22 protein-coding genes and 1 pseudogene are annotated in these 24,283 nt (G+C 64.9%); 12 read left to right on the plus strand and 11 right to left on the minus strand.

What is annotated here, in order from left to right:
- Window positions 1–24 precede the first annotated feature (24 nt).
- A complete protein-coding gene (locus tag ASG57_RS33620) occupies window positions 25–1,362 on the plus strand; it encodes an alpha/beta hydrolase (RefSeq protein WP_057199013.1) in 1,338 nt (445 codons plus the stop codon).
- A gap of 62 nt (window positions 1,363–1,424) precedes the next feature.
- On the opposite strand, the gene ASG57_RS33625 is transcribed toward ASG57_RS33620, so the two are convergent.
- Window positions 1,425–1,793, minus strand: a complete 369-nt coding sequence (locus ASG57_RS33625) for a hypothetical protein (RefSeq protein WP_024340725.1) — start codon at window positions 1,791–1,793, stop codon at window positions 1,425–1,427.
- Window positions 1,794–1,883: 90 nt separating this feature from the next.
- The gene (locus ASG57_RS33630) at window positions 1,884–3,056 is read right to left on the minus strand and encodes an MFS transporter (RefSeq protein ID WP_024340726.1); all 1,173 of its coding nucleotides are present in this window, start codon (window positions 3,054–3,056) and stop codon (window positions 1,884–1,886) included.
- 186 nt (window positions 3,057–3,242) lie between these two features.
- Here ASG57_RS33630 and thrS point away from each other — a divergent pair, with 186 nt between their 5' ends.
- The 3 genes from thrS to ASG57_RS33645 all read left to right on the plus strand — a co-directional run bounded on the left by thrS (window position 3,243) and on the right by ASG57_RS33645 (window position 7,274).
- Window positions 3,243–5,285, plus strand: a complete 2,043-nt coding sequence (gene thrS, locus ASG57_RS33635) for a threonine--tRNA ligase (protein WP_057199014.1) — start codon at window positions 3,243–3,245, stop codon at window positions 5,283–5,285.
- A gap of 93 nt (window positions 5,286–5,378) precedes the next feature.
- On the plus strand, window positions 5,379–5,942 hold the full coding sequence (locus ASG57_RS33640; RefSeq protein ID WP_057199015.1) for a nitroreductase family protein: 564 nt from the start codon (window positions 5,379–5,381) through the stop codon (window positions 5,940–5,942).
- A gap of 63 nt (window positions 5,943–6,005) precedes the next feature.
- Window positions 6,006–7,274, plus strand: a complete 1,269-nt coding sequence (locus ASG57_RS33645) for a serine hydrolase domain-containing protein (protein ID WP_057199016.1) — start codon at window positions 6,006–6,008, stop codon at window positions 7,272–7,274.
- Here the strand turns inward: ASG57_RS33645 and ASG57_RS33650 are convergent.
- On the minus strand, window positions 7,260–9,722 hold the full coding sequence (locus tag ASG57_RS33650) for a putative bifunctional diguanylate cyclase/phosphodiesterase (protein WP_057199017.1): 2,463 nt from the start codon (window positions 9,720–9,722) through the stop codon (window positions 7,260–7,262). The genes ASG57_RS33645 and ASG57_RS33650 overlap by 15 nt on opposite strands.
- 186 nt (window positions 9,723–9,908) lie before the next feature.
- Here ASG57_RS33650 and ASG57_RS33655 point away from each other — a divergent pair.
- Window positions 9,909–10,278, plus strand: a pseudogene (locus tag ASG57_RS33655) (zinc-binding dehydrogenase); the annotation flags it as partial.
- A gap of 93 nt (window positions 10,279–10,371) precedes the next feature.
- Here the strand turns inward: ASG57_RS33655 and ASG57_RS33660 are convergent.
- Window positions 10,372–10,593, minus strand: a complete 222-nt coding sequence (locus ASG57_RS33660; RefSeq protein ID WP_230646558.1) for a hypothetical protein — start codon at window positions 10,591–10,593, stop codon at window positions 10,372–10,374.
- Between the two features lie 360 nt (window positions 10,594–10,953).
- Window positions 10,954–12,027, minus strand: coding sequence for an RgsD C-terminal domain-containing protein (locus ASG57_RS33665; RefSeq protein ID WP_057199018.1), 1,074 nt, complete (start codon window positions 12,025–12,027; stop codon window positions 10,954–10,956).
- 249 nt (window positions 12,028–12,276) lie between these two features.
- Between ASG57_RS33665 and ASG57_RS33670 the strand changes: the two genes are divergently transcribed.
- Window positions 12,277–13,305, plus strand: a complete 1,029-nt coding sequence (locus ASG57_RS33670; RefSeq protein ID WP_024340734.1) for a patatin-like phospholipase family protein — start codon at window positions 12,277–12,279, stop codon at window positions 13,303–13,305.
- An 18-nt stretch (window positions 13,306–13,323) separates the two neighbouring features.
- Here ASG57_RS33670 and ASG57_RS33675 read toward each other — a convergent pair whose 3' ends face one another.
- Window positions 13,324–13,752, minus strand: coding sequence for a CBS domain-containing protein (locus ASG57_RS33675; protein WP_024340735.1), 429 nt, complete (start codon window positions 13,750–13,752; stop codon window positions 13,324–13,326).
- Window positions 13,753–13,936: 184 nt separating this feature from the next.
- A complete protein-coding gene (locus ASG57_RS33680; RefSeq protein WP_200948596.1) occupies window positions 13,937–14,743 on the minus strand; it encodes a rhomboid family intramembrane serine protease in 807 nt (268 codons plus the stop codon).
- A 504-nt stretch (window positions 14,744–15,247) separates the two neighbouring features.
- Between ASG57_RS33680 and ASG57_RS33685 the strand changes: the two genes are divergently transcribed.
- Together ASG57_RS33685 and ASG57_RS33690 are read left to right on the plus strand one after the other, a co-directional pair.
- Window positions 15,248–15,802, plus strand: a complete 555-nt coding sequence (locus tag ASG57_RS33685; RefSeq protein WP_057199019.1) for a PAS domain-containing protein — start codon at window positions 15,248–15,250, stop codon at window positions 15,800–15,802.
- 131 nt (window positions 15,803–15,933) lie between these two features.
- A complete protein-coding gene (locus tag ASG57_RS33690) occupies window positions 15,934–17,067 on the plus strand; it encodes a DJ-1/PfpI family protein (protein WP_057199020.1) in 1,134 nt (377 codons plus the stop codon).
- Between the two features lie 63 nt (window positions 17,068–17,130).
- On the opposite strand, the gene ASG57_RS33695 is transcribed toward ASG57_RS33690, so the two are convergent.
- On the minus strand, window positions 17,131–17,517 hold the full coding sequence (locus tag ASG57_RS33695) for a COG4315 family predicted lipoprotein (protein WP_029674260.1): 387 nt from the start codon (window positions 17,515–17,517) through the stop codon (window positions 17,131–17,133).
- A gap of 146 nt (window positions 17,518–17,663) precedes the next feature.
- Between ASG57_RS33695 and ASG57_RS33700 the strand changes: the two genes are divergently transcribed.
- Window positions 17,664–18,170, plus strand: coding sequence for a GNAT family N-acetyltransferase (locus ASG57_RS33700; RefSeq protein ID WP_057199021.1), 507 nt, complete (start codon window positions 17,664–17,666; stop codon window positions 18,168–18,170).
- Window positions 18,171–18,298: 128 nt separating this feature from the next.
- The gene (locus tag ASG57_RS33705) at window positions 18,299–18,592 is read left to right on the plus strand and encodes a hypothetical protein (protein WP_057199022.1); all 294 of its coding nucleotides are present in this window, start codon (window positions 18,299–18,301) and stop codon (window positions 18,590–18,592) included.
- Between the two features lie 76 nt (window positions 18,593–18,668).
- On the opposite strand, the gene ASG57_RS33710 is transcribed toward ASG57_RS33705, so the two are convergent.
- The 3 genes from ASG57_RS33710 to ASG57_RS33720 all read right to left on the minus strand — a co-directional run bounded on the left by ASG57_RS33710 (window position 18,669) and on the right by ASG57_RS33720 (window position 22,534).
- Window positions 18,669–20,603, minus strand: a complete 1,935-nt coding sequence (locus tag ASG57_RS33710) for a DEAD/DEAH box helicase (RefSeq protein ID WP_057199091.1) — start codon at window positions 20,601–20,603, stop codon at window positions 18,669–18,671.
- Window positions 20,604–20,834: 231 nt separating this feature from the next.
- Complete coding sequence (locus ASG57_RS33715; RefSeq protein ID WP_057199092.1) at window positions 20,835–21,251, minus strand: VOC family protein; 417 nt, start codon at window positions 21,249–21,251, stop codon at window positions 20,835–20,837.
- A 131-nt stretch (window positions 21,252–21,382) separates the two neighbouring features.
- A complete protein-coding gene (locus ASG57_RS33720) occupies window positions 21,383–22,534 on the minus strand; it encodes a zinc-binding dehydrogenase (RefSeq protein WP_057199023.1) in 1,152 nt (383 codons plus the stop codon).
- Between the two features lie 165 nt (window positions 22,535–22,699).
- Here ASG57_RS33720 and ASG57_RS33725 point away from each other — a divergent pair, with 165 nt between their 5' ends.
- Both ASG57_RS33725 and ASG57_RS33730 read left to right on the plus strand, forming a co-directional pair.
- On the plus strand, window positions 22,700–23,104 hold the full coding sequence (locus ASG57_RS33725; protein ID WP_063997036.1) for a P-loop nucleotide/nucleoside kinase family protein: 405 nt from the start codon (window positions 22,700–22,702) through the stop codon (window positions 23,102–23,104).
- Window positions 23,105–23,543: 439 nt separating this feature from the next.
- Window positions 23,544–24,155 (plus strand): PilZ domain-containing protein, encoded by a 612-nt coding sequence (locus ASG57_RS33730; protein WP_024340745.1) that lies wholly within the window; start codon window positions 23,544–23,546, stop codon window positions 24,153–24,155.
- Window positions 24,156–24,283 lie beyond the last annotated feature (128 nt).

Genomic DNA, 24,283 nt, shown 5'->3' on the forward strand with positions numbered 1-24,283 from the left:
GTCGTGGCTTGGGGTCATGGGTGGATGTTCGGGGCCGTTTCGACACTGAGAGCTGACTTTCGTGCCGACCGGACACGATCCGGTCGGCCCGGTCGCGCGCTCCAAGTCGGCCTGATCTCAGCCTTGCTGCCATTGTCGCTGGCGCTGGGGCACTGCGGCAAGGCGCCCGATCCGACAGCGCTGGCCGCGCATTCGCAGGCAAATGTCCAGGTCGTCGCGAAAACCAATTCGCAGACCTCCAATTCACGAATGGCAAGCGGCGACACGTTCGAGGACCGCTTTCCGGCCCCGCGATTCAAAGAGCGCTTTCCCTCGGCGAGCGAGAGTTTCCTGCAGCGGCAGATGTCGGATTTCTCGCCCAAGCGCGCTGTCCAGCAACAACCGCCGGAGCAAGCGTCCTACAAAGTGGCTTCTCTCGAACCGCAGGTCCCCTACAGGCGTCCGCCGCGCGAGGACCTGACGACGCTCGTCAGCATGAAGTCGTCGGCATTTCCCTATTTCGGCAACAATCCCGCCTCGGACGCGCCCTTCCTCAACATTTCCAAGGGCGACCGCCGCGGCCACCGCAGCTATTCCGGGCGCGTCTACTGGCAGGACGAGACTTACAACGACAACCGCGTGCTGGTGCACGTGCCCGAGCATTTCGACGTGCGTAAGCCGGGTGTGATCGTGGTGTTCTTCCATGGCAACGGCGCCACGCTGGAGCGGGACGTGCGCAACCGCCAGCTGGTGCCCAAGCAGATCACCGATTCCGGCGCCAACGCCGTGCTTCTCGCTCCGCAGATGGCGGTGGACGCCGCCGATTCCAGCGCCGGCAAGTTCTGGCAGCCGGGCGGCTTCAAACGCTTCATGGCGGAATCGGCCGAGCATCTCGCCCGCATCACCGGCGACCCCAACGGTGCGCGTGCCTTCGCCAACATGCCGATCGTGATCGTCGGCTACAGCGGCGGCTTCCTGCCGACGGCCTGGAGCCTGCAGGTCGGCGGCATCAGCGACCGCGTGCGCGGCGTCGTGCTGCTCGACGCCGTCTACGGCGAGCTGGACAAATTCGCCTCCTGGATCGAGAGCCACCGCTCCGGTTTCTTCGTCAGCTCCTATACTCGCCACACGGCACGGCGCGACCGCGAGCTCATGAGCATGCTGCGGCAGAAGGGCATCAGCGTGTCCGAGGACATGGACGAGCCGTTACAACCCGGCAGTGTGGTATTCGTCGAGACCGGCGAAGGCATCACCCATCGCGATTACGTGACGCGGGCCTGGACGCAGGATCCGCTCAAGGACGTGCTGGTGAAGATGTCGGCCACGCCCTCGCTCGCGCTTGCGCGCGTAGCCTCAACCAATCCATCCGCAGCGGGCCGTTAGGCGCTCTTGCCCACCTCGATCGGGGCGAGCCTTGGAGCGCATCGCGCTTGGGCTCGCGAACATCAGTTCTTGGGCAGCTTCGGAATGCTCTCGGCAAAGCCGTTGAAGCAGGCGAGCCGCTCGTCCTCTTCCTTGAAGAACCGGCAATCGGCGTAGCCCTTGGCCTTCGCGGGCTTCGGTTTCGGCGCCGGCGGGATCACGGCGTCGTAGCAGTTGAGGCGATCCTTGGTGCCGTCGTCGATCTCGAGACAGGCCTGGAGCCGGACGGCGATCGACTGCGGCTTGCCCTTCGATGCCGCGGCAGGCTTGGCCGCGGCCTCTTTGGGCTTGACCTGCACCAGCGGCTTGTCTCCGACCATCGGTGGCTTGTCGGCTTGCGCAAATGCGGAGGCTGAATAGAGCACCGCGGCAACCGCCAGAATCATCCTCATCTCAGTCAACTCTCTTTGGTCCCCATGACCGGCGTTCTAGCGCCCTCGCGCGCGGTTTGCCAAGCGCCTTGCGCACATCATGCGCGAGTGTCAGGACGTGGCAGCCACCGGACCGGGCCGGGTCAGGACCACCAGGATCAGCGCCAGCACGACGAAACCGACGGCGACGAAGCCGAGCGTGTGCAGGAGCTCGCGGGCAAACAGCAGGCCACCGACGGCGGAGCCGACCGCCTGGCCGATATAGAGGACCGAGGTATTGAGCGCGACGGTCGCCGATGCCAGCGGCGGCGCCGCTGCGACCAGTCGCACCTGCTGCATCGAATTGGTGGAAGCGAAGCCTAGTCCCCAGGTCGCGACCGCGACCGCCATCAAGACGAGCGAGCCTGCGCTCACCGCCCAGCCCGCGATCCCGGCAAGCAGCAGCCAGGTGAACAGCAACGAGGTGCGATAAGGCCCCGAGGTGTCGACGATGCGGGTGGCGAGGACGACGCCAAGGAATCCGCAGACACCGTAAAGCGCAAACACCATGCCGATCGCATCGGCACCGGCTCCAGTGAGCTTGTTGAGCAACGGGCCCATGTAGGTGAACACGACGAACTGCCCCGACATCTGCAGCATCGTGATCGCGAGCAGAAGCAAGATCGTCCTGCTCCGCCCGACTGCGGCCCACGTCTTCAGATCGACCGGTGCACCCTTCAGGCCCGCCGGAAGACGCAGCAGCAACAGCAGCAAGCTGATGCAGCCGAGCGCGCCGATGCCACCATAGGCCGCTCGCCAGCCATAGCGGCTGGCGATGAAGGTGATCAGCGGCAAACCAAGGGCGGCAGCCAGCGACCAGCCGAGGAAAATGTACGCAATGGTGCTGCCACGCCGCTCGGCCGGCACGATCAGCGCTGCCGTGCCGGCGGCCTGCGGCGTGTAGAGCGCGCCGACCGCGAGCATTGCGAGGCGGATGATAAGGAGGCTGGCGTAGTGGGGGGCGAAGGCCGAAGCGAGATTGCCGAAGGCAAGCACCGCAAGCGTTGTTGCGAGCAGCGTCCGCCGTTCGATGCGGCTGGTGAGCCAGGCCGTCAGCGGCGATCCGATGCACAGCGTCACCGCTCCGAACGTGATCAGGAGTCCAGCCGCATGGATGCTGACCTCCAGTCCCGTCGCCAATTCCGGCAGCATGCCTGCCGGCGCCAGCACGGAGCAGCCGGTGACGAGATTGCCGAGCATCAGGGCGGTCGGGGCGAAACGTCCGGCTGCGGGGGCTCTTTCCATGCAAATGCATGTACATCAGGCTTGCGGCCAATTGAAGGGCGCTGTCCGAAATAGTTGGTGCAAGGTCCCGGGTTTTGGCCGTCACTTTCTTGGAATTGCCGGATTGCGCGGGCCGAATCGCCTGATATATCGCTCTTTCCCGCTTACCTGCGCTCGTTCGCAGGAGTGAGCCTCAGGAGAAAAGCAATGACCGACCAGCCCAAATCCGAGTCCGGCTTCCAGTACAGTCTCTCCAATCTGAAACCCGTGACTCCCGCTCCCAAGGTCACCCTCACCTTCCCCGACGGCGCCCAACGCCAGTTCGACAAGGGCATCACGGGCCTCGATATCGCCAAGGGCATCTCGCCGTCGCTGGCCAAGCGCACGGTTGCGATGGCGCTCGACGGCGCGCTCGCCGATCTCAACGATCCGATCGAGACCGACGCCAAGATCGAACTCGTCAATCGCGATGATCCGCGCGCGCTCGAATTGATCCGCCACGACTGCGCGCACGTGCTGGCGGAAGCCGTGCAGACGCTGTGGCCGGGCACTCAGGTCACCATCGGTCCCGTGATCGAGAACGGTTTCTACTACGACTTCTTCCGGAACGAGCCGTTCACGCCAGAAGACTTCGCAGCCATCGAGAAGAAGATGCGCGAGATCATCGCGCGCGACAAGCCCTTCACGAAAGAGGTCTGGGATCGCGAAAAAACCAAGCAGGTGTTCCGCGACAAGGGCGAGGCATTCAAGGTCGAACTGGTCGATGCCATTCCCGGCAGCGAGCCGATCAAGATCTACTACCAGGGCGACTGGTTCGACCTGTGCCGCGGCCCGCACATGACCTCGACCGGCAAGGTCGGAAATGCCTTCAAGCTGATGAAGGTCGCCGGCGCCTATTGGCGCGGCGATTCCAACAATCCGATGCTGACCCGCATCTACGGCACGGCTTTCGCCAAGCAGGAGGATCTCGACGCTTACCTCAAGCAGATCGAGGAAGCCGAAAAGCGCGACCATCGCAAGCTCGGACGCGAGCTCGACCTCTTCCACTTCCAGGAGGAAGGTCCGGGCGTCGTGTTCTGGCATCCGAAGGGCTGGACCGTCTTCCAGCAGTTGATCGCCTATATGCGTCGCCGCCTGACCGGCGACTACAACGAGGTCAACGCGCCGCAGATCCTCGACAAGGTGCTGTGGGAGACCTCGGGCCATTGGGGCTGGTACCGCGAGAACATGTTCGCGGCGCAATCGGCCGGCGACGAAGCCGAGGACAAACGCTGGTTTGCGCTCAAGCCGATGAACTGCCCGGGTCACGTCCAGATCTTCAAGCACGGCCTGAAGAGCTATCGCGACCTGCCGCTGCGCCTCGCCGAGTTCGGCGTGGTGCATCGCTACGAGCCTTCCGGCGCCATGCACGGCCTGATGCGCGTGCGCGGCTTCACCCAGGACGATGCGCATATCTTTTGCACGGAGGATCAGCTCGCCGAAGAGTGCCTGAAGATCAACGACCTGATCCTCTCGACCTACGCGGATTTCGGCTTCACCGGCGATCTCACGGTGAAGCTCTCGACCCGGCCGGAGAAGCGCGTCGGGACCGATGCGATGTGGGATCACGCCGAGCGCGTGATGGCTACCGTGCTGCGCGAGATCCAGTCGCAGAACAATCACATCAAGACCGAAATCAATCCCGGCGAAGGCGCCTTCTACGGGCCCAAGTTCGAATATGTGCTGCGCGATGCCATCGGTCGCGACTGGCAGTGCGGCACCACGCAGGTCGACTTCAACCTGCCGGAGCGGTTCGGCGCCTTCTACATCGACCATGACGGCGGCAAGAAGCCGCCGGTGATGGTGCACCGGGCGATCTGCGGCTCGATGGAACGCTATATCGGCATCCTGATCGAGCACTATGCCGGCAACTTCCCGCTCTGGCTCTCGCCGGTGCAGGCGGTGGTCACGACCATCACCTCGGAAGGCGACGAGTACGCCAAGGTGGTGATGGAGCAGGCACGGCGCGCCGGGCTCCGGGTCGAGGTCGACCTGCGCAATGAAAAGATCAACTACAAGGTCCGCGAACACTCGCTGGCCAAGATCCCGGCGCTGCTCGTGGTCGGAAAGAAGGAAGCCGAGACGCACTCGGTCTCGGTCCGCCGCCTCGGCAGCGACGGCCAGAAGGTGATGACGACGGCGGAGGCGATCGCCGCCCTCGTGGACGAGGCGACCCCGCCGGATGTCCGGCGGGCACGCGGCGGCGTCTGATCCTTGAAACCCATCTAAATTCGCTTCCGGTTGCGGGCGTGCGTGCTTATCTCGGAGTGGCACGCCCGACGACCAGCCGAAGAGGATATCGCAGTGCCCGACGCCATCGAACTCCTGAAGACCCGCCGCTCCGTCAAGCCGCGCGAAATGACCGGGCCCGGTCCCTCGCCGGCCGAGCTCGAGACGATCCTCACCATCGGCGCGCGCGTACCCGACCACGGCAAGCTCGCGCCCTGGCGCTTCATCGTCTTCGAGGGCGACGCCCGCCAGCGCGCCGGCGAGGTGATCGCAAGGGTCTTTGCGCGAAAGAACCCGGGGGCGCCGGAGGCCGACATCGAGACCGAGCGCAAGCGGCTCATGGACGCGCCGCTCGTCATCGGCATCGTGAGCTTCACCAAGCCGCATCCGAAGGTGCCGGCGTTCGAGCAGGAATTGTCGGCGGGTGCCAGCGCCATGAACATCGTCACGGCCGCCAGCGCGCTCGGCTACGGCGCATGCTGGCTGACCGGCTGGTTCGCCTTCGATCGCGACGTGCTTGATGGGCTCGGCCTCAAGCCTGACGAGAAGCTCGCCGGCCTCGTCCATATCGGCACGCCGACGAAACCGAGCGAGGACCGACCGCGACCGTTCCTTTCCGAAATTGTGACGCGGTTTTAGTCCAGGGCTTGTTGACGCCCGAAAAGTTGTGCGGCTTTGATCCCGGCGTGGGAGGAAGCCCGGATGCGACGGCGTGAATTTCTTGTCGGGGCCGCGATGCTCGCCGGCGCGGTCGCGCCAAGCCGCGCTGTCGATAGTCCCGCCCCCTCGCCCGAAGGGCTCGACCGTATCACCGCGTATTTCGACAACGAGGTGGGAAGCGGCCGACTCCCCGGCGCGGTGATCCTGATCCAGCAGCACGGCGAGCCGGTCTATCTGAAGAGCTTCGGCGTGCGCGACACCAGGACCGGCCTCGCCATGACGCCGGACACGATCTTCGCCATCCACTCCATGACCAAGCCGATCACGTGCCTTGGCGCGATGATGTTGATCGACGAGGGCAAGCTTGCGCTCACCGACCCCGTCTCGAAATACATCCCGCTCTTTGCCGACACCAAGGTGGGTCTCGAGCTCACCGAGCCGGACGGCAAGCTGAAGCTTGGCCTCGTCCCCCTGGTCCGTCCCGTCACCATCGAGGATCTGCTTCGGCATACTTCGGGCATCACCTACGATTATATCGGAGCCGAATTGATCGAGCAGGCCTACAAGACGGCCGACATATTCGAAAATCCCCTCGACAACCGGGTATTCGCCGATCGCATCGCCAAGCTGCCGCTGGCGCGGCAGCCGGGAACGCTGTGGCGCTACGGCCATTCGACCGACGTGCTCGGCTGCGTCATTGAGATCATCTCGGGCCAGAAGCTTTATCAGTTTCTGAAACAACGCATCTTCGACCCGCTGGGCATGAACAGCACCAAGTTCGTGCTCGCAACCGAGGATGAGCTGGCGCGGATGGCGCGTCCGCTGCCGAACGACTACATCCTGCTCGCCGGCGAGCGCGAGCGCCTCGACCATCCCGACTGGCAATCCGGAGGCGGCGGCCTGCTCTCGACCATCACCGACTATCAGCGCTTCTCACAGATGCTGCTCAACGGCGGCGCCTTCGCGGGCAGGCGCTATCTCAGCCCGGCCGCGTTCAAGGCGATGACGACCGATCACATCGGGCCGGGCTCCGGCGTCGGACGCGACTATTTCTACTTCCCCGGGGACGGTTTCGGCTATGGCTATGGCCTTGCCGTGCGGACCGATCCCGGCAACGCCAAACCGCCGCCGCCCGGCTCGCTCGGCGAGCTGAAATGGGACTCAGGCAGCGGCACCTATTTCGGCGTCGATCCCAAGCTCGACATGGTCTACCTGATGATGCAGCAGACCCAGAACGAGCGCGGCCGCATCACTCCCGCGTTCAAGGCGCTGGTCTACGATTGCTACCCGCCCCCACTACGCCGCCCGTGAGGTGCGCTGACCGAAATCAGCCAGTAGCTTCGCGATGTCGGTCGCAGGCCGGGCCGCGCTGAACAGGAACCCCTGCACCTCGTTGCAGCCTTCGGCGCGCAGCCAGTCGAGCTGATCCTCGGTCTCCACGCCCTCGGCCGTCGTGGTGATGTTGAGACTGCGGCCGAGCCCGGAGATCGCGCGCACGATCGCGCCGCAGTCGGGCCGCTCCGCCAGATCCTTGATGAAGGAGCGGTCGATCTTGATCTTGTCGAAGGGAAAGCTCCGGAGATAGCTCAGGCTTGAGTAGCCGGTGCCGAAATCATCCATGGAGATGCCGACGCCGAGCTCGCGCAGCTGGTGCAGGATCGCGAGATTGGCATCGGTCTCGGCCTGGAAGATCGACTCGGTGATTTCGAGTTCGAGCCGCTTCGGCGACAGGCCGGACTGCGCCAAGGCGGAAATCACGACCTGAACCAGGTTGCGGCTGCGGAATTGCGCCGGCGACAGATTGACAGCGACCTTGACGTCGGAAGGCCACTTGACGGCCTCGGCGCAGGCTTCGCGCAGCACCCACTCCCCGAGCTGGATGATGAGGCCGATGTCCTCGGCAACGGGGATGAACTCAGCCGGCGAGATCATACCCTTGTCCGGATGACGCCAACGCAGCAGCGCCTCGAATCCGGAGATGCGGTCGGAGGCGATCGACACCAGCGGCTGGTAGTGCAGCTCGAACTCGCCATTGGCGAATGCACGGCGCAGATCGAGCTCCATATCGCGGCGCCTCTGCGCCTGAAGATCCATCTCGCGCTCGAAGAAGTGGTGCACGCCACCGCCGTCGGATTTCGCCCGGTATAGCGCCATGTCGGCATTGCGCATCAACTCTTCCGGCGTGGTGCCATCGCCCGGCGACAGCGCGATGCCGATGCTGGCGCCGATCACCATCTCCTGTCCGTCGATATCGTAAGGCGTCTTCACCATGTCGATCAGCAAGGACGCGCAGGCGCTGGCCTCGTTTGGCGAGACGTCGGCGGCCAGGATCACGGCGAATTCGTCACCACCGAGCCGCGCCGCGAGATTGGCGCCGCGCACGGCGGTGGTCAGGCGCTCGGCGACCTGCTTCAACAGGCGGTCACCCACTGGATGGCCGAAGGAATCGTTGATGTTCTTGAACAGGTCGAGATCGATGTAGAGCACGCCGACCCTTTTTCCCTCCGCCTGATCGAGCGCCTGTTTCAGGCGCTCCTGGAAATGCTCGCGGTTCGGCAGGTCGGTGAGCCCGTCATGGTGCGCCATGTGGGCAATGCGCGCCTCCGCCTTGCGCCTTTCGGTGATGTCGACCACCGCCACCAAGTAGCCATCGCGGTCGTCGAAGGCGACGCGGCGGCCGAAAGTGAGCACCTCGATCTCGCTGCCGTCGGCGCGCAAGTGCCGCCAGTTGCGCGTGGAATGATAGGCATCGCCGACGCGCTCCAGCGCCGCGGCGTGGCTGTCCCACTCGTCCTCGGGCCAGATCTCGTGCAGCTTCATGCGCAGGAAGGTGGCGCGGCTGTAGCCGTAATGCTGGACCGCGGCGTCGTTCACGCTGAGGAACGCCTTGGTCTCGGCATCGAACACCCACATCGGCATCGGATTGTTGTCGAACAGCAGGCGGAACGAGGCATCGCGCCGCTTCAGGGCCGTGACATCGGAGATCGTCAGCGAGACCACGTCGGCGAAGGCGGTAGCGCTGAGCCGGAGGTAGCGTCCCTCGCTCTCGATCTCGAGCTGCTCGCCGCGGTCGCCCGAAACGGCCTTGAGCAGGAAGTTGATGATTTCGGGCGAGCCCAGCAGCGTGCCGCCCTCGCCGATCCGCCGCCACAGCAAGGGCCCGCTCTCGACCTTCAGGAGCGCGTTTGCACTCTTGTTGTGATGGACGACCTGGAGATCGAGCGGACTGCCGCCGGCATCACGCAGCGTCACCAGGGAGACCACCGCGTCCTCGGTCGAGGAAAAGATCGCGTCGAGAAGATTGTATTGCGCGCCGCGCTCGTTGACATAGGCACCGACCAGCGTGGCGCCCCAGCGGGAGGAGGTCGGCAGCGCCAGCACGTCGTAGGTCCTGACGATTCCGTCGCGCACGCAATGCGCACTCGCCTGGTGCGGCCGTAACGTCGCAAGCGCGTTCGCCGCCGCTTCCGACAACGCCGTGGCGCAATCGGGCGAAAGCTCGACGACTGGAATGTCCCAGCGCTCCTCGCCGAGCCATTTTTGCACATAGCGCCCGCTCCGCGACAGCTCGAGCGCGCCGTCGCTCCTGAGCAGCGCGATGTGGTCGGCGAGCCGTCCGAGACTGCCGAGCATCACGTCCTCGTAGCGCGGCAGCCTTTCGCCGGGCTTCAGCGCCGCGTGCCATTTGCGCTGAAGCACCGGGATGTCGTCAAACATTTCGGCGGCCGGTTTTCCCGGCATCTTCTTCGCGGCAGTCATTGCAGTCCCCAACGCACTTTGCCGGCGCATCCAATGCAGGCGCGCTTAACGACATGTAAAAGGCGCGCAGGCGCGGGTTCCATTCGGCGATTATGACAGTTTTAAGTCAGGTGTTGGTTAGTGGGCGTTAGAGATTATGACCGTGATGCGAAGACGATGCTCTCGTGTTCCGGACTCCGTCGAGGCGTCGCGCAGCATACCGGCAGCCGTCGGTTTCGACGTCGTCTACCACACTGTCGGCGGCAAGGTGCTCGACGCCTCATTCGAAGCCGTGCGCCGCTTCGGCCATGTGGTGAGCGCGCTCGGCTGGGGTACGCATGCCCTTGCGCCGCTATCGTTCCGCGCCACCTATTCGGGGGTCTTAGCCTGCTGCCGCTGCTGTCGGGCGGAGGCGGCCACATCACGGGGAGATCATGATGCAGGCGACGCGCCTCGTAGAGACCAGCAAGCTGGTGCCGCGGCTCGATCCCAGGCGGTTACGCTGGAAAGCGTTGGTGATGCCCATGCGTTGATCCGCGATCATGCCGCGAAGGGCAAGCTGGTCATTAACATCTGAGCTGAGGCTGGTTGCCGGGATGAGCGAAACAATATCCGGCGCGTCGCCGACGCCGGCCCGGAATCGCTCAATCGGCTGCGAAGCTGTTCGCTACTAATCCTCGCTGGACGCCGCAGAGCGGTTGCGCAAGTAGGCTTGCGACAACAGGAAGAACAACGCACGCTCGCTCTGATATTTGGCGGACGGCCGCGTGCGTTCGAAGCCATCGGCAAATATCTTGCCGGACTGGTCGCACACCTGCCATCGCCAGCCAAACCGCTTGCGCCTTGTAAGGATCACTTCGAACATGCCGACCGGCCTGGTCCCCTGCTCCATGCCGGTCCCGCAGGCGCATATGCCTGCTCCGGCCCCCATTACACGGACGCCAGACATATAGCCTAGCGGAGTGCAAAGAGGATAAAATTGATGATCGGAAATTCGTATCGTGCAGCGGAGCGACGAACTCGCACGATGCGGGAATAAGGTCCCGCCGACGGTGTTTGCGCTGGCCCGAGCGGCAACTTGGCGACGCCAGCAGCCTTCAGGTGAGCTCAAGGATGCGGGCGTACAGCCGTTGCTCACCCGGCATTCATGGCGGACCGGCGCAAACGGTAACCGGGGATGCACTTTCGTGCGCCAGATGAGAATTGCTGTCCCAGCCGTCACGGCGGCTGCACCCGGCATGGGCGCCGGGCCCTACCGAGCGACGACCTCGACTTCACCGTCGACGCCGTTGACGACGTTGAAACCGCGCTCGTAGACCTTGCCCTCGTTCTTGGCGATGGCGCGATATTCGCCTTCGGAGAGCACGACGCGCGGGAACGCACCGATGGATTCCTTGATCACGTCGCCGCCGGGGGTCAGCACCGACCAGGCGGTGTTGGCGAGCGCCTCGCCGCCCTTGTCGCTGACCAGCTTGAGCGTGATGACGGCGGCGCGGTGGGTAATGGTGACGTCCGTGAGCTTGCCGGCCTGGACGCGAATATCCGAGCGCACTACCGAATTGGCATCGCCGTAATTCGAGACGATGTAATAGGTGCCCTCGGGTATTAGCACGACATCGCCGGCCGCGACGTTCGGCACCAGTGAGGCGCGATCGCCGGATTCGAACTGGCTGCCCTTGTAGATCGAGAACGAGATCTGGTTCTGCGGAATGCGGCTGGTGCCGACCCGGCCCTCGATCCGCAGCCCGCCGGCGGGCAGCACGAATGATTCGCGGTCGGTCTCGGCCTTCAGGCTGACGGTGCGCACCGCGCTGACGAGGCCGAAGGCGACGTGAACGACGTAATTGCCAGGCGGCAGCACGATGTTGGGCGTGGCGCTGCGGTCCTCGCGGATCAGCTTGAAGGTGCCGTTCTCGTCGGGACGGTCGGCAAACACCCGCCATACCAGGCCGCTGGTAATGGCAGGGGAGTCCTTGCCGTATTTCGCCGTCAGCGACAGCACGCCCTGTCCGGGCACCGCCGCGTTCAGCGGGGCGGCCGGCGGCACGGTCGTGACCGCTGGCGGCGGCATGCTGGGCGTCGCCGGCTGCATCAGCGTCGGCGGGAGGCTTGGCGGGCCGGCGCCCGGCCCGGAGGGCGGCGCCAGGCTGACGGCGCCGCCGGGGTCGGGCACGGATGCCGGCGGCACCGGCGGCGGACGATCCGAGAAAAGCTGCGCCTGCGCAACATTTTGGCCTGCGGTAACAAGGCACGCCGCAACGATCAGCGCCGACAGCAGCCTGCTGCTGCGCCGCCATCCAATGATGCCGTCACCCCCGCGTGTCATGGTCCCTGCTTTTCACTGAAAACGAGGCAAATTCAAGCCTCTGAAGTCCTAGGAAATACGGTCCGAGCACGTTCGCTGGAACCCGAGTGACGGCGGCGTGATTACCCACAGGCATCGCCCTCGCCATACTCCTGCCCCGTGCCCTCCGCAAAGCGGCATAAACCATGCTTCGCCCCCGGTATGGCGGAGCGCAGATGCGGTGCCTAGTCTTAGGACACGGGCTGGCCTCGGCGTTAGGAGAGTGTTTCGGTGCTGGACAGATTGAAGGGGCGAGGCGCGAACGGCTCCAATGGCGAGAAGGTAGGGCTCGGCAGCATCCGCCGGCCGGTGATCGGCCTTGCGCTCGGCGGCGGCGCGGCGCGCGGTTTCGCTCATATCGGCATTATCAAGACCCTGCTCGCCAACGGCATCGTGCCTGACGTCGTGGTCGGTACCTCGATCGGCGCCGTGGTCGGCGGCCTCTATGCGGCTGGCAAGCTCGAGACCCTAGAAGAATGGGGCCGCAGCCTGCAAGGCATGCGCACCATCCTCGGCTATCTCGACATCCGCCTCAATGGCTCGGGCTTGATCGGCGGCGAGAAGCTCGCAACCCGGCTCGAGGAGGCCTGCGGCCAGACCCTGATCGAGGACCTTCCCATCAAGTTCGCCGCTGTTGCGACCGAGGTCCGTACGGGCCACGAGATCTGGCTGACGCGCGGCCGCGTGGTCGACGGGATGCGCGCCTCCTATGCCCTGCCCGGCATCTTCGCGCCTGTATTGATTGGTGACCGCTGGCTGGTCGATGGCGCGCTGGTCAATCCGGTCCCGGTTTCGGCCGCCCGGGCACTCGGTGCCGAAATCGTCATCGCAGCAAATCTTTCCAGTGACATCTTTACCCATTCCACGACGATCTATTCGCACGGCGCAATGCCGGACACCGCCGCGCCCGTAGCCGGGGAGTCGCCGGCCAAGCGGCGCTTTCCGCGGCTGTTCTCGCCGGAGAGGACGGTGAAGCGCGAGTTCTTCGGCGGCGCTGGACGGCCCGGCATCTCCTCGGTGATGGTCGATGCCTTCAACATCATGCAGGACCGCATTACCCGCGCCCGTCTCGCCGGCGATCCGCCAGACATGCTGATCACGCCGCGGGTTGGCCAGATCGGCTGGTTCGACTTCCACCGCGCGGACGAACTCATTGCCTTCGGCACCCGCGCCGCCGAGCGCGCGCTGGATTCGATCCAGGAGGCCATTCATGTGCTGGCGCCGGCGCCCGAGGGCACCGCGCCGAAAGCGCAGGAATGAGGCCAGCGGCGAGGGCGATCAGGCCGTTTTGATGTAGTCGCGCAGGGCTTCCTGCTCGGACTCGTATTCCTGGACGCGGCGCTTGACGACGTCGCCGATCGAAATCAGGCCCACAACCTTGCCGTTGTCGACCACGGGCAGATGCCGGAATTTGCCTGACGTCATCATCCCCATGAGCTCGGCGACGGTGTCGGTCTCCTTGCAGGTCACGACCTTGCGGGTCATGACCTCCGAGACCGGCGCCTCCAGCACGCTGGCCCCGCGCTCGCCGAGCACGCGGACGATGTCACGCTCCGACAGGATGCCCTCGAGCCGGCTCTGGTTCATCACCAACACCGCACCGATCTTCTTCTCGCCGAGCAGCTTGATCGCGGCGGCCAGCCTGGCGTCGGGCTCGACGCTCACGATGTGATGGCCCTTGGTGTTGAGAATGGAACGTACCGTCATTGTCGCCTCCCTGAATCGGAGCCGTCCGCCTTGCCGCGTCCGAACTTGTTCTTCGAGTCTACAACTAACAGTTTCAGCGCCGGTTTCACGCTCAGGCGCCTTTGCGAAGCATCGTCGCCAGCGGCTTGCGGAACATTCTTCTGGGGAATGATGGATGAATTCGGGCGGAGCCGCAAGCGCCGCTTCAAATACGGTCTGAAACGTCCTGTGATGACGCACCCGCAGCATTGCCTCGAGCCCGCGGCACGGGATCGAACAGGGCGAACAGCAACAGGCCGGCGAAGAAGCCGCCGATATGCGCCTGCCAGGCGACGCTCGTCGTTTCGGAATCGACCCCGATCGCGCCAACACCGAAGATGATGTTGACGCCGAACCACACGGCGAGGAAGCCGACCACCCGCCCATCGCGCACCGCACGCGACAGCGGCAGCGCCGGAACCCTTGCGGCGGTGTCGGCGTCCGAACGACTGAACGACAGGAAGCTGCCGCGGACGAAGGCGAAGCGGATTGCCGCCGCCATCGCGCCCGACACTGAGGCCGAGGCGCCGATCATCGGCGCCACCGCGTGCTCATGGGTGATGAGATGGGCGAGCGCGCCGGCAGCCGCCGTCACGGCCAGGAAGACGAAGAACCGGACCGTGCCAAAGCGCCGCGCCAGGGCGCTGCCGAACGGCAGCAGCCACAGCACGTTGAAGCCGAGATGGGTGAGATTGGCGTGCAGCAGCGAGTAGGTGACGAAGGTCCAGATCTTCGCACCCGCCCCGCCCGGAATCTGCAAATTCAGCAGCGAGGAATCGTAGCGCTTCGGGATGAAGCCGAACACGTCGATGGTCCAGTTCTCGAACTCCGGCGGCAGCAGCACCCGCAGATGGATCACCGCCAGCAGGACGATATAGGCGGTCAGTGCCGGGGGCAGCGTCAGGATCGGCTCGCGAGGAGCCTCCTCGATGACGGCCGGCAGGTCCGGTGACGAATCTTGCGGAGAATCCAAGGCAGCTTCGCTTTCAGGCGCGATCGGAGCGACCGTCTGGAGATAGTCGCCTAGACCGCCCCTGCGCAAGTGCACAAAAGGAAATCCTCGACTGGGGGGCCTCGCTTTGAGGAAAAGCGTGCTGCGAAGACGGAAAAGGCAGGGCCCTGGGAAAGCCCTGCCTGTCCGTGTCGGTCTTCCGGTGGCCGGAGAGATTGGCTGATCCCCACCCCTCCCGCGGCCCGTGACCAAACTGTTTGACGCCCAAATTACAGGCCTCGCCGAGAACCTGGAGAAAGCGGCGAGGCTTGCGACCGCGGTCACCATAGCAGGCGAGCGGCCGGCACAAAGCGCATAGTTAACTTAACGTTAACGACGCAAAGCCTGGCACGAGAGTGCTGAAACCGCCGCTCCGGCATGGACGCTGCAGATTCCCTCCTGCACAACAAAAGAAGGGATCGCGGGTGCATTGAAGCGGGACAGGTCTGTCCCGCGGGGTTGCGCCCCCGGGGCGAGCGTTCAGTCATGAAACATCCGTCGAGCCGCGCGTTCTTCGCGTATTGGGACAAGAAGCGCGGTACGGCGCGGGCCCCCGACCGGGCCGACATCGACCCGGCCGCAGTCCGGGGCCTGCTCGGCGACATCTTCGTGCTGTCCTGTGAGCCGAACCTTGGCTTCCCGTTCCGCGTCGCCGGCACGCGCGTCTGCGCGCTCGCAGGAACAGACCTCAAGGACCAGAGCTTCGCGGCACTGTTCACCGATGCGAGCCGCGGCGAGATCGAGGAGATCACCACCATCGTCGCCGACGAGACGCTGGGGGCGATCGCAGGCGTCACCGCAGCGCGCGAGGACGGCAGCAAGGCGCATCTCGAACTGCTGCTGCTCCCTTTCAACGCCCGGCCACACACCCCCGTGAGCGTGACCGGCGTGCTCGCGCCGTTCGGCAACGAATGCGGCCCGTTGTTGGCCTTCACGCTCACATCCTGGCGTTACCTGCACCAGCCCGAGAAGCTCCTGCCGCGCGCCATCCGCAAATTGCAGGTCGCACGCGGACTGATGGTGTATGAGGGGCTGAGATAGCCTCCGCAGTCCGCCGCGCCAGCAAATCAATCTGCACATGGCCGTTTTTGCCGGATCTGCGTCATTCCTGATGTCGTTGCCAGGGAGTAGCTTTCGCCCGCATGACGCAACGAGGATCGGGTGACATCATCATGGCATGGCGCATTCTGGCTTGGACCTGCGTCGGCTGCGTGGCATTGCTGGCGGCGATCGGCGGAACCTGGCTGTTCCTGCTGCCCGGACCGCCGGCTCAAGGCAACGCGCCAGCGATATCCAAAGAGGAGACCGAGGCAACACTTGCGGCATTGAAGCCGCCAAAGCGCAAACGTCCCCTGATCGCCATCGTTGGTATCAACGACATGAGCGAGACGACCGACTATCTGATGCCCTATGGCATCCTCGCGCGCGCAGATGTCGCCGACGTCCTCACGTTGGGAACGGAGCCTGGCCCCGTCGCACTCTATCCCGCATTGAAGGTGCAGCCGCACGCCACGATCGCCGAATTCGATGCTGCGCATCCCGACGGCGCGGACTACGTCGTCGTCCCCGCGATGAGCCGCGAGGACGATGCCGTCGCCCTGCAGTGGATCAAGAGCCAGGCCAGCAAGGGCGCGATCGTCATCGGCGTTTGCGTCGGCGCCAAGGTCGTCGCCAATACCGGGCTGCTCGACGGCCGCAAGGCCACCACGCACTGGTACTCCGTGCCAGATCTGCAAAAGCATTCCGACATCCGCTATGTCGCGGACCGCAGGCTGGTGGTCGACCGCGGCGTCGCGACGACGACCGGCATCACCGCATCCATGCCGATGGCCCTGACCCTGGTCGAGGCCATCGCGGGTCGCGCCAAGGCGGAGGCGGTTGCCCGCGACATCGGACTTGCGGAATGGGATGCGCGCCACCGCAGCGAGGCGTTCCGGTTCACGCGCCCGTTTGCGCTGACCGCGATCGCCAACACGCTCGCATTCTGGAAGCGGGACCAATTCGGCATCCCACTCACGCCTGAAGTCGATGAGGTGTCGCTTGCACTGGTTGCCGATGCCTGGTCGCGCACATATCGCTCGCACGCCCTCACCTTCGCCGCCACGGCAGAGGCGCAGACCAGCCGTGGCGGTCTCCGCATCCTGCCGGACAAGGTCGCGGCGGGCTGGCCGGCCAAGCAGACGCTGCAGGCCGCCGTCGACCTGCCTCCGGCGCGGGCGCTGGAGCAGACATTGCACGCCATCGATGCGCGCTACGGGGAGCGCACGGCCGACTTCGTCGCGATGCAGCTCGAATATCCGAGATAGCGGCGCGGAAGTGCGCCGGCCGTCGTCTGCAACGGCCGGCGCAGGGCGTCGGCGCCCCGGGAGTTACGGCATCGCCAGATGCCAGGCGCCGTTCAGGAAGCCGTCGCCGGTGACGTCGCCGGGCTTCTGGTCCTTGGCGAACGTGTAGAGCGGCTTGCCCTTGTAGGCCCACTGCTTCGAGCCGTCGTCCCTGGTGATGATGGTGTAGCCGTCGCCACCGACGTCGCTCGCCTCGGCCTTCAACACCGGCCAATTCGTGGCACATGGACCGTTGCAGGCCGACTTGCCATCCGCATCCTTGTCGAAGGTGTAGAGCGTCATGCCCTTGGTGTCGGTGAGCACGGTGCCCTTGTCGGTCTTGCCGGTCTTGGTCGGCGGCGCTGCGAAGGCGGCGGGAGCGATCGCGAGCGAAATGGCGAGCGCGAGCGCGAGGCGGATCGAGGACGTCATGATATCTCCTTTCATGCGATTGGCTTGCATGGATAGGACGCCGCGCGTGGCCCCGTATTCCGTGAAAGGCGGCAAAGATATTTTTCGATGCGCGCGCCGATGCAGCGGAATAAACTGAACCAACAGAGATGGAACGGCGATACGACATGAGCAAGCCGCATTGGCGTCCGGCGCACGCATCCGACCTGCCCGCCATCAGCACCATCGCGGCGCGCATCCATCCCGATCTTCCGGAAAGCCTCGAGGTGCTCGCGGAGAAGATGCGGCTCTGTCCCGACGGATGCCGCGTGCTCGTCGCCGGCGATGAGATCGCCGGCTACGGGCTCGGGCATCCCTGGAAGCAGCACCAGATCCCGCCGCTCGATGGTTTCCTCGAACGACTGCCCGAAGACGCAGACTGCCTCTACGTGCACGATGTCGCCGTGCTGCCACATCGGCGCGGAGGCGTCGCGCGCACCTATATTGCGGGCATCGCGGAGCTAGCGCGCGCATCCGGCATCGGAACGCTCGCGCTGGTCTCGGTCTACGGCACGCGGCCGCTGTGGCAACGACTCGGCTTTCGTCCACTGATGGCGGATACAGCGTTGCGCGCGAAACTGGCCTCCTACGGAGAGGGCGCGACCTACATGCTGCGCGACCTCGCTGCGACTTAACGCCCCTCCCCGCTCGCTCCCGCCTCACGCGGGCGTGAAACCGCCGGCTCGAACCGGGTCAGATCAGCCTCCGTCGAAGGTGTGTGCGAGCCCTTCCGGTCTCGCCGAACCGAGGCTGGAGAATGTCCATGAAACTCACATTGTCGAAAGTTGCTTTCGTTGCGTGCGTTGCGGCGACTGCGTTCACCGCGACCAGCGCCAACGCGGCGCAGTACCGGACCTATGGCTGCGACATCGCCTTTTTCGAAGGTTGCGGCTTCCTGATCGAGACGCCGAACGTGGGCAGAAAACCCACCACCGTAACCCATCGCGACACCTCGCCCGTCTACATGAAGCAGACCGATCCCCGCTACAGTTCGTCGCTAAGCGATGCCGGCGGCGGTGGTGGCGGAGGTGGAGGTGGTGGCGGCGGTGGCCGCTGAGTCCACCTGACTTTTCGAGTGATGTCGCCGGTGCAAGCCGGCGGCATCATAGCCGTCCTTCCTGAACGGTGGCGTTTCAGCCGCGATGCTTCTTCTTGGTCTTCTTTCCCGGCGCCCCCCTCACCGGCCATGGCCTAACCGACGGCTCCGCGCGGCCCATCTTATCGCGATGCTTCTTTTTCATTCCGGAAGACGGCGCATCCTCGAATCTCGGTCCGCGCCCGCCGAGCGGTTTGCTGTGAGGTTTGAACTCACGTGCCTCGCGCGGACGATCCTCGCGGCGCTCGCCATCGTCTCTCGCGCGCCGCGGCGCGTGTGATCGCTCTTCCGACCGTGCCTGCTGCTGCGGCGCGTCCGCCATCGGCTCGATGCGGATGCTGTCTTCCTTGTCCGGACGCTTGACCTTTGCTGCGAAGGACTCCGCAACCCGCTCGGAGATCTGGAACTCGGTGGTGGTGTCCATGACCTTGATGGCGCCGATATCGCCCTTCTTGATGCCGCCACGTCGGCAGATCATGGGAAGCAGCCAGCGCGCCTCCGCGTTCTTACGCCGCCCGATCGCGGCCCGGAACCAGACGCTGCCCTCGTCCATGCCGTGCTTCGACGACGCTTGTCCGGACTTCGATCGCGGCTTCGCGGGACGATCGTCGCCACCTTCAAGTCTGTCGCGCCCGCGCCCGTCGCGCGGCCGGCCGCTCCGCTCACCGGGATCGATGATGTCCTCGGGGGACGGCAGCCGGGCGCGATAAAGCCGCGCGAGCGCGGCGGCGATCTCCTCGGCTGACCTCTCGGCGAGCAATGCCTGCGCCAAGGCCACGTCGTCAGGCGTCGTCTCTTCGGTGAACAGCACATCCTTCATGCGGTCGTGATCGAGCTTGCGGATCTCCTCGGCCTGCGGCGCCGTGCCCCAGACCGCATCGATACCCGAAAGATTGAGCAGCAGCTCCGCGCGCCGCCGACGCGCGGGCGGCACCAGCAGGACACTTGTGCCCTTTCGTCCCGCACGCCCGGTTCGGCCCGAGCGATGCTGCATCACCTCGGCGTCGTTGGGCAGATCGGCATGAATGACGAGGTCGAGACTCGGCAGATCGATGCCGCGGGCGGCAACGTCGGTTGCGACGCAGACGCGGGCGCGTCCGTCACGCAACGACTGCAAGGCCATGGTGCGCTCGTTCTGCGTCAATTCGCCGGAGAGAGCGACGACAGAGAAGCCGCGCTCCAGCAACGCCGCCTGCAAATGCCGGACGGCATCGCGCGTGCTGCAAAACACCAGCGCGCTCGGCGCCTCGTAGAAGCGTAGCACGTTGACCACGGCGTGCTCGACATCGGCAGGCGCGATGCGGATCGCGCGATACTCGATGTCGGCGTGGCCGCCTTCGTCGCCCGCGACCTCGATCCGGAAGGCGTCGCGCTGATATTGCCGGGCCAGCGCGACGATGCCGCGCGGAAAGGTCGCCGAGAACAGCAGGGTCCGGCGCGTCTCCGGGGTGGTCTCGAGGATGAACTCCATATCCTCGCGAAAACCGAGATTGAGCATCTCGTCGGCTTCGTCGAGAACGACGGCAGCGAGTTCGGAGATATCGAGACGACCGCGCCGCAAATGATCACAGAGCCGGCCGGGCGTCCCGACGACGATGTGCGCGCCCGCCGCCAGCTCGCGTTGCTCGCGCCGCGGATCCATGCCGCCGACACAGGAGACCACGCGCCCGCCTGCATGTCCGTAGAGCCAGGCCAGCTCGCGCTGAACCTGAAGCGCGAGCTCGCGGGTCGGCGCCACGATCAATGCGAGCGGCGCACCGGCCTGCTCGAACCGCTCGGTATCGCCGAGCAAATCCTTCGCCATGGTGAGGCCGTAAGCGAGAGTCTTGCCGGAGCCGGTCTGGGCCGAAACCAGCAGATCACGGCCAGCGGCTTCGTCCGCAAGCACGGCGAGCTGAACGGGAGTGGGAGAATCGTAGTTCCGCTCGGCCAAAGCGCGGGCGAGCGGCGGGGTCAGGGCCGGAAAGGACACGAGATGGAGAACCTTGGTTGATTCAGGCGCGTAAACGGTGGACGGCGGGCCTGAGCTCACGTGCGCGGCAGAAGGCCAGCAGCACGGGGCGATTTGATTTGGATGCTCTTTACGCCAAGCGCGGGGAAATCACCATGCTTATGTTGCATGGCTTGAGGGAGAGTAACGCGCCCGTTGGCTGCGGCCGACCTGGCATCAACCGTTCCGGACGCTTGTACCATGCAGGTTCTTTCAGATTTCCGCGTACACCTCCAGCAGATTACCGTCGGGATCGCGGAAGAACAGCGTACGGTGGCCGAAGGACTGGTCCGTCGGCAGAGCCAGAAGCACCACGCCTTGCCGCTGGAGTTCATCGGCGCACTGGTCGACCTCGTCCGCCGAGACCCTGAAGGCCAGCTGCAGCGCGGCGCTTCCCGCCGGGATCGGCGCGTCGGACGCGGTCCGGCTTGGCCTCGCCAAAACCAGCGTGTTGCTGCCGATGCCGTATTCGATCCAGTTCGGGGACAGCTCGCGTAGCAAGGAGAAGGCGAGCACGCCCTCGTAGAAGCGGCGCATCGCTGCCATGTCGCGCACGAAGATGACGGTGTAATCGATCGCGCGGATGGCGTGGAAGGGGGAGCGCGCGTTCACGTCGGGGGCATCTGTCATCGTGGCCCTCATTCCAGATTTCGGCACGTAACCCGCTTGAGCGGGGCGACATGCGGGAACGCCCGATTCGAAAAACGCTCCGGATATCGCCTCGCTCATCCGGGCTTCGGATCGTCTATCACGGCGGGGCATTACTCCACCAGCTCTGGCCACGGCACGATGGTCGACTTCACCGTCTTCATCGCCATCGCGTCTTTCACCGCCTGCGCGACGCCATCTTCCGTGAAGGGATAGATCGTCTGCATCTTCAGCCAGGGATACTTGTCCCGCGTGCGGTAGAGCATGTCGACGCCTAACGGCAGATCGTTGCCGGTGAAGCCCCAGGACCCGAGCACGTTGAGGTCCTTGGTGCAGATGCGGTGCCAGGAGGTGTCGATCGAGCCGGCGTCGGTGAACTGGCCCATCTCGACATAGGTGCCGCCGTCGCGCAGCATCTCGATGCCTTCGGGTCCGGCGGTGGGATGGCCCGAGCAGTCCATCACCAGATCGGCGCCGAAACCGCCCACGATCTTCCGCACGCGCGCGATGCGTTCTTGCGGCGATTTGAGCTCCTCGATGTTCACTGTCGCCTCTGCGCCGAACTCGCGCGCGAGCTTCAATCGCGGCGCCTCGGGCGCACCGACGCAGATGACGCGCCCTGCCCCCATCTCTTTTGCGGCCGCCACGGCGAGAATGCCGATCGGTCCCGAGCCCTGGATCACCACGGTGTCGCCCCAGCTGAAGCCGCCGGCGCGGGTCGCACGGTTGAAGGCGCGAATGCAGGAGGTCAGCGGCTCCGATAGCGCTCCCAACCGCAGCGACATGTCATCGGGCAGCTTGTAGATCTTGGTGCCCGGCAGCATCTCGAGATCGACATAGACATATTCGGCCCAGCCGCCCCACAGGTGCGGCGCCTTGTCGAAGCCGAGATAGCGGCCGTAATAGACCGGCGTCAGGCATTTGTTCGCGGTCTGGGGATAATGGATGCAGTAATAGCAGCGCCCACACGGCATCAAGGGCGGGATCATCACCTTCGAGCCGACCTTGAGCGGCTTGCTCATGAAGTCCTCGGAAAATTCATCGCCGCATTCGACGATGACCCCACCGAGCTCGTGTCCGAGCGTGAACGGCCACGGCAGCGGCTTCGGCCAATGACCTTTCAGGATATGCAAATCAGTGCCGCAAACCCCGCAGGCGCCGACCTTGATCAGCGCGGCCTTGCGGCCGACCTTCGGCCACGGCACGGTACGGATGACGGGCTCGGAGCCCGGACCTGCGTGAGTGCAGACGCGGATGGATTCCATGGAGACTTCCTCGCTGCCCGTCTGTTATGATTGATGGTGCGGGCTGATGCGAAGCGTATGTGAGATGCGCGCGCGTGCCAAGCGCTCGGCCTCGTAGCCTGCGTGAGCGCAGCAAGAACCTGCGGTGTGCTCCGGGGTCGGCACGAAGACAACTGATCACAAGACATGACCAGCGATCGCTCTCCTACATTGCTCGTATTCGGCGGCCTCCCCGGCACCGGGAAAACGACAATCTCCCGCGAGTTGGCGACACAGCTCAACGCAACCTACCTCCGTGTCGACGCCATTGAACAGGCATTGCGGCAGGGAGGCCTGGCGGTTGGCTCTATGGGGTATGCCATAGCGAATGCCATCGCCGCCGAGAACCTCAAGCTCCACCGAACCGTTGTTGCCGACTGTGTGAACCCGGTGCTCGCAAGCCGTATCGGCTGGCGACAGACCGCCGCGGAAACTTCGGCACGCATTATCAAGATCGAATTGGTCTGCAGCGATCTGGCTATCCACCAGCGGCGGGCGGAAGACCGCGTCGCTGACATCTGGGGTCACGAGCTCCCAGCTGGGAGGAGATAGTGAACCACGACTATGAGTCATGGGATCGAGAGCATTTTGTGCTCGACACACTGCCGGAGCCTCTCTCGATCATCTCGTCGAGCAATTGGAGAAACATGTCTGTGACAGGCTCGGCTAATCTTAGGCCCACGGATAACCGCGTAGGCACGGGCCAATCTCACATAGGGTAGTGCGAATCCCTTGCTCGGCATGCGGGCCTTCAGCGAGAACACGATCGGATATGGCATGGCGGCCGGCATTCACTGGTGGCTTGGCCTGTCGGTCGCGCTGCGGCGGGTGACGCGCGCGGCTTGACCGGTCGAATCGGGTCCTCGGAATGTGGCTTTTCGAGCGCATTGCGTCGGTTCGTCGTGGCTAGGCCCAATCCTAACGCGGCATTAACCCTATACACCTTAGGGTCGTCCCGGACTCCGCCCGGGCGGGGGGTCGGGTGTTGGAAATGGCGTTGGCGAACAAAAAATTTCTTCCGGCCGCCGAGGAGCGCAGGCGCTTCCAGCGGGTGAAGGTGCACCTGCTCGGCCGTTACATGCTGCCGGACCGCCGGGAATTCCCCTGCCAGGTGATCAACATGTCGCCGGGCGGCCTCGCTTTGCTCGCTCCCGGCATCGGCAATGTCGGCGACCGCGTGGTCGCCTATCTCGACCACATCGGCCGCGTCGAGGGCAAGATCACCCGCATCATCGACAACGGCTTCGCCATGACGATCGGAGCCACGCCGAGGAAGCGCGACAAGCTGGCGGCCCAGCTGACCTGGCTCGCCAACCGCGACATCCTCAATCTGCCGGAGGATCGCCGCCATGACCGTATCGTGCCGCGCAACCCCATTGCAGTGCTGACGCTCGAGGACGGCACCAAGATGACCTGCCGCATCATCGACCTTTCTCTGTCCGGTGCTGCCATTGCCGCCGAGAACCGGCCGCCGCTGAAATCGACGGTGCTGCTCGGCCGGGTCCAGGGCCGCGTGGTCCGCAACCTCGAAGACGGCTTCGCGCTGGAGTTCTTGCACGAGCAGCCGATCGAGACACTCGAAGAGAGCGTTACCGCGCGGTAAAGCGCGAGGACGCGAAAACCTCGACATTTCCAGGCTGGAAGGCGGCTTTCGCGATGCGCGATGCCGCCTTTTTCACGTCCGGCGGCGAACGCCCTGCAGTTAACGCAGGGCCTGCGAACGCGCGCAAT

The sequence above is a fragment of the Bradyrhizobium sp. Leaf396 genome (assembly GCF_001424605.1).
GTDB lineage: Bacteria > Pseudomonadota > Alphaproteobacteria > Rhizobiales > Xanthobacteraceae > Bradyrhizobium > Bradyrhizobium japonicum_C.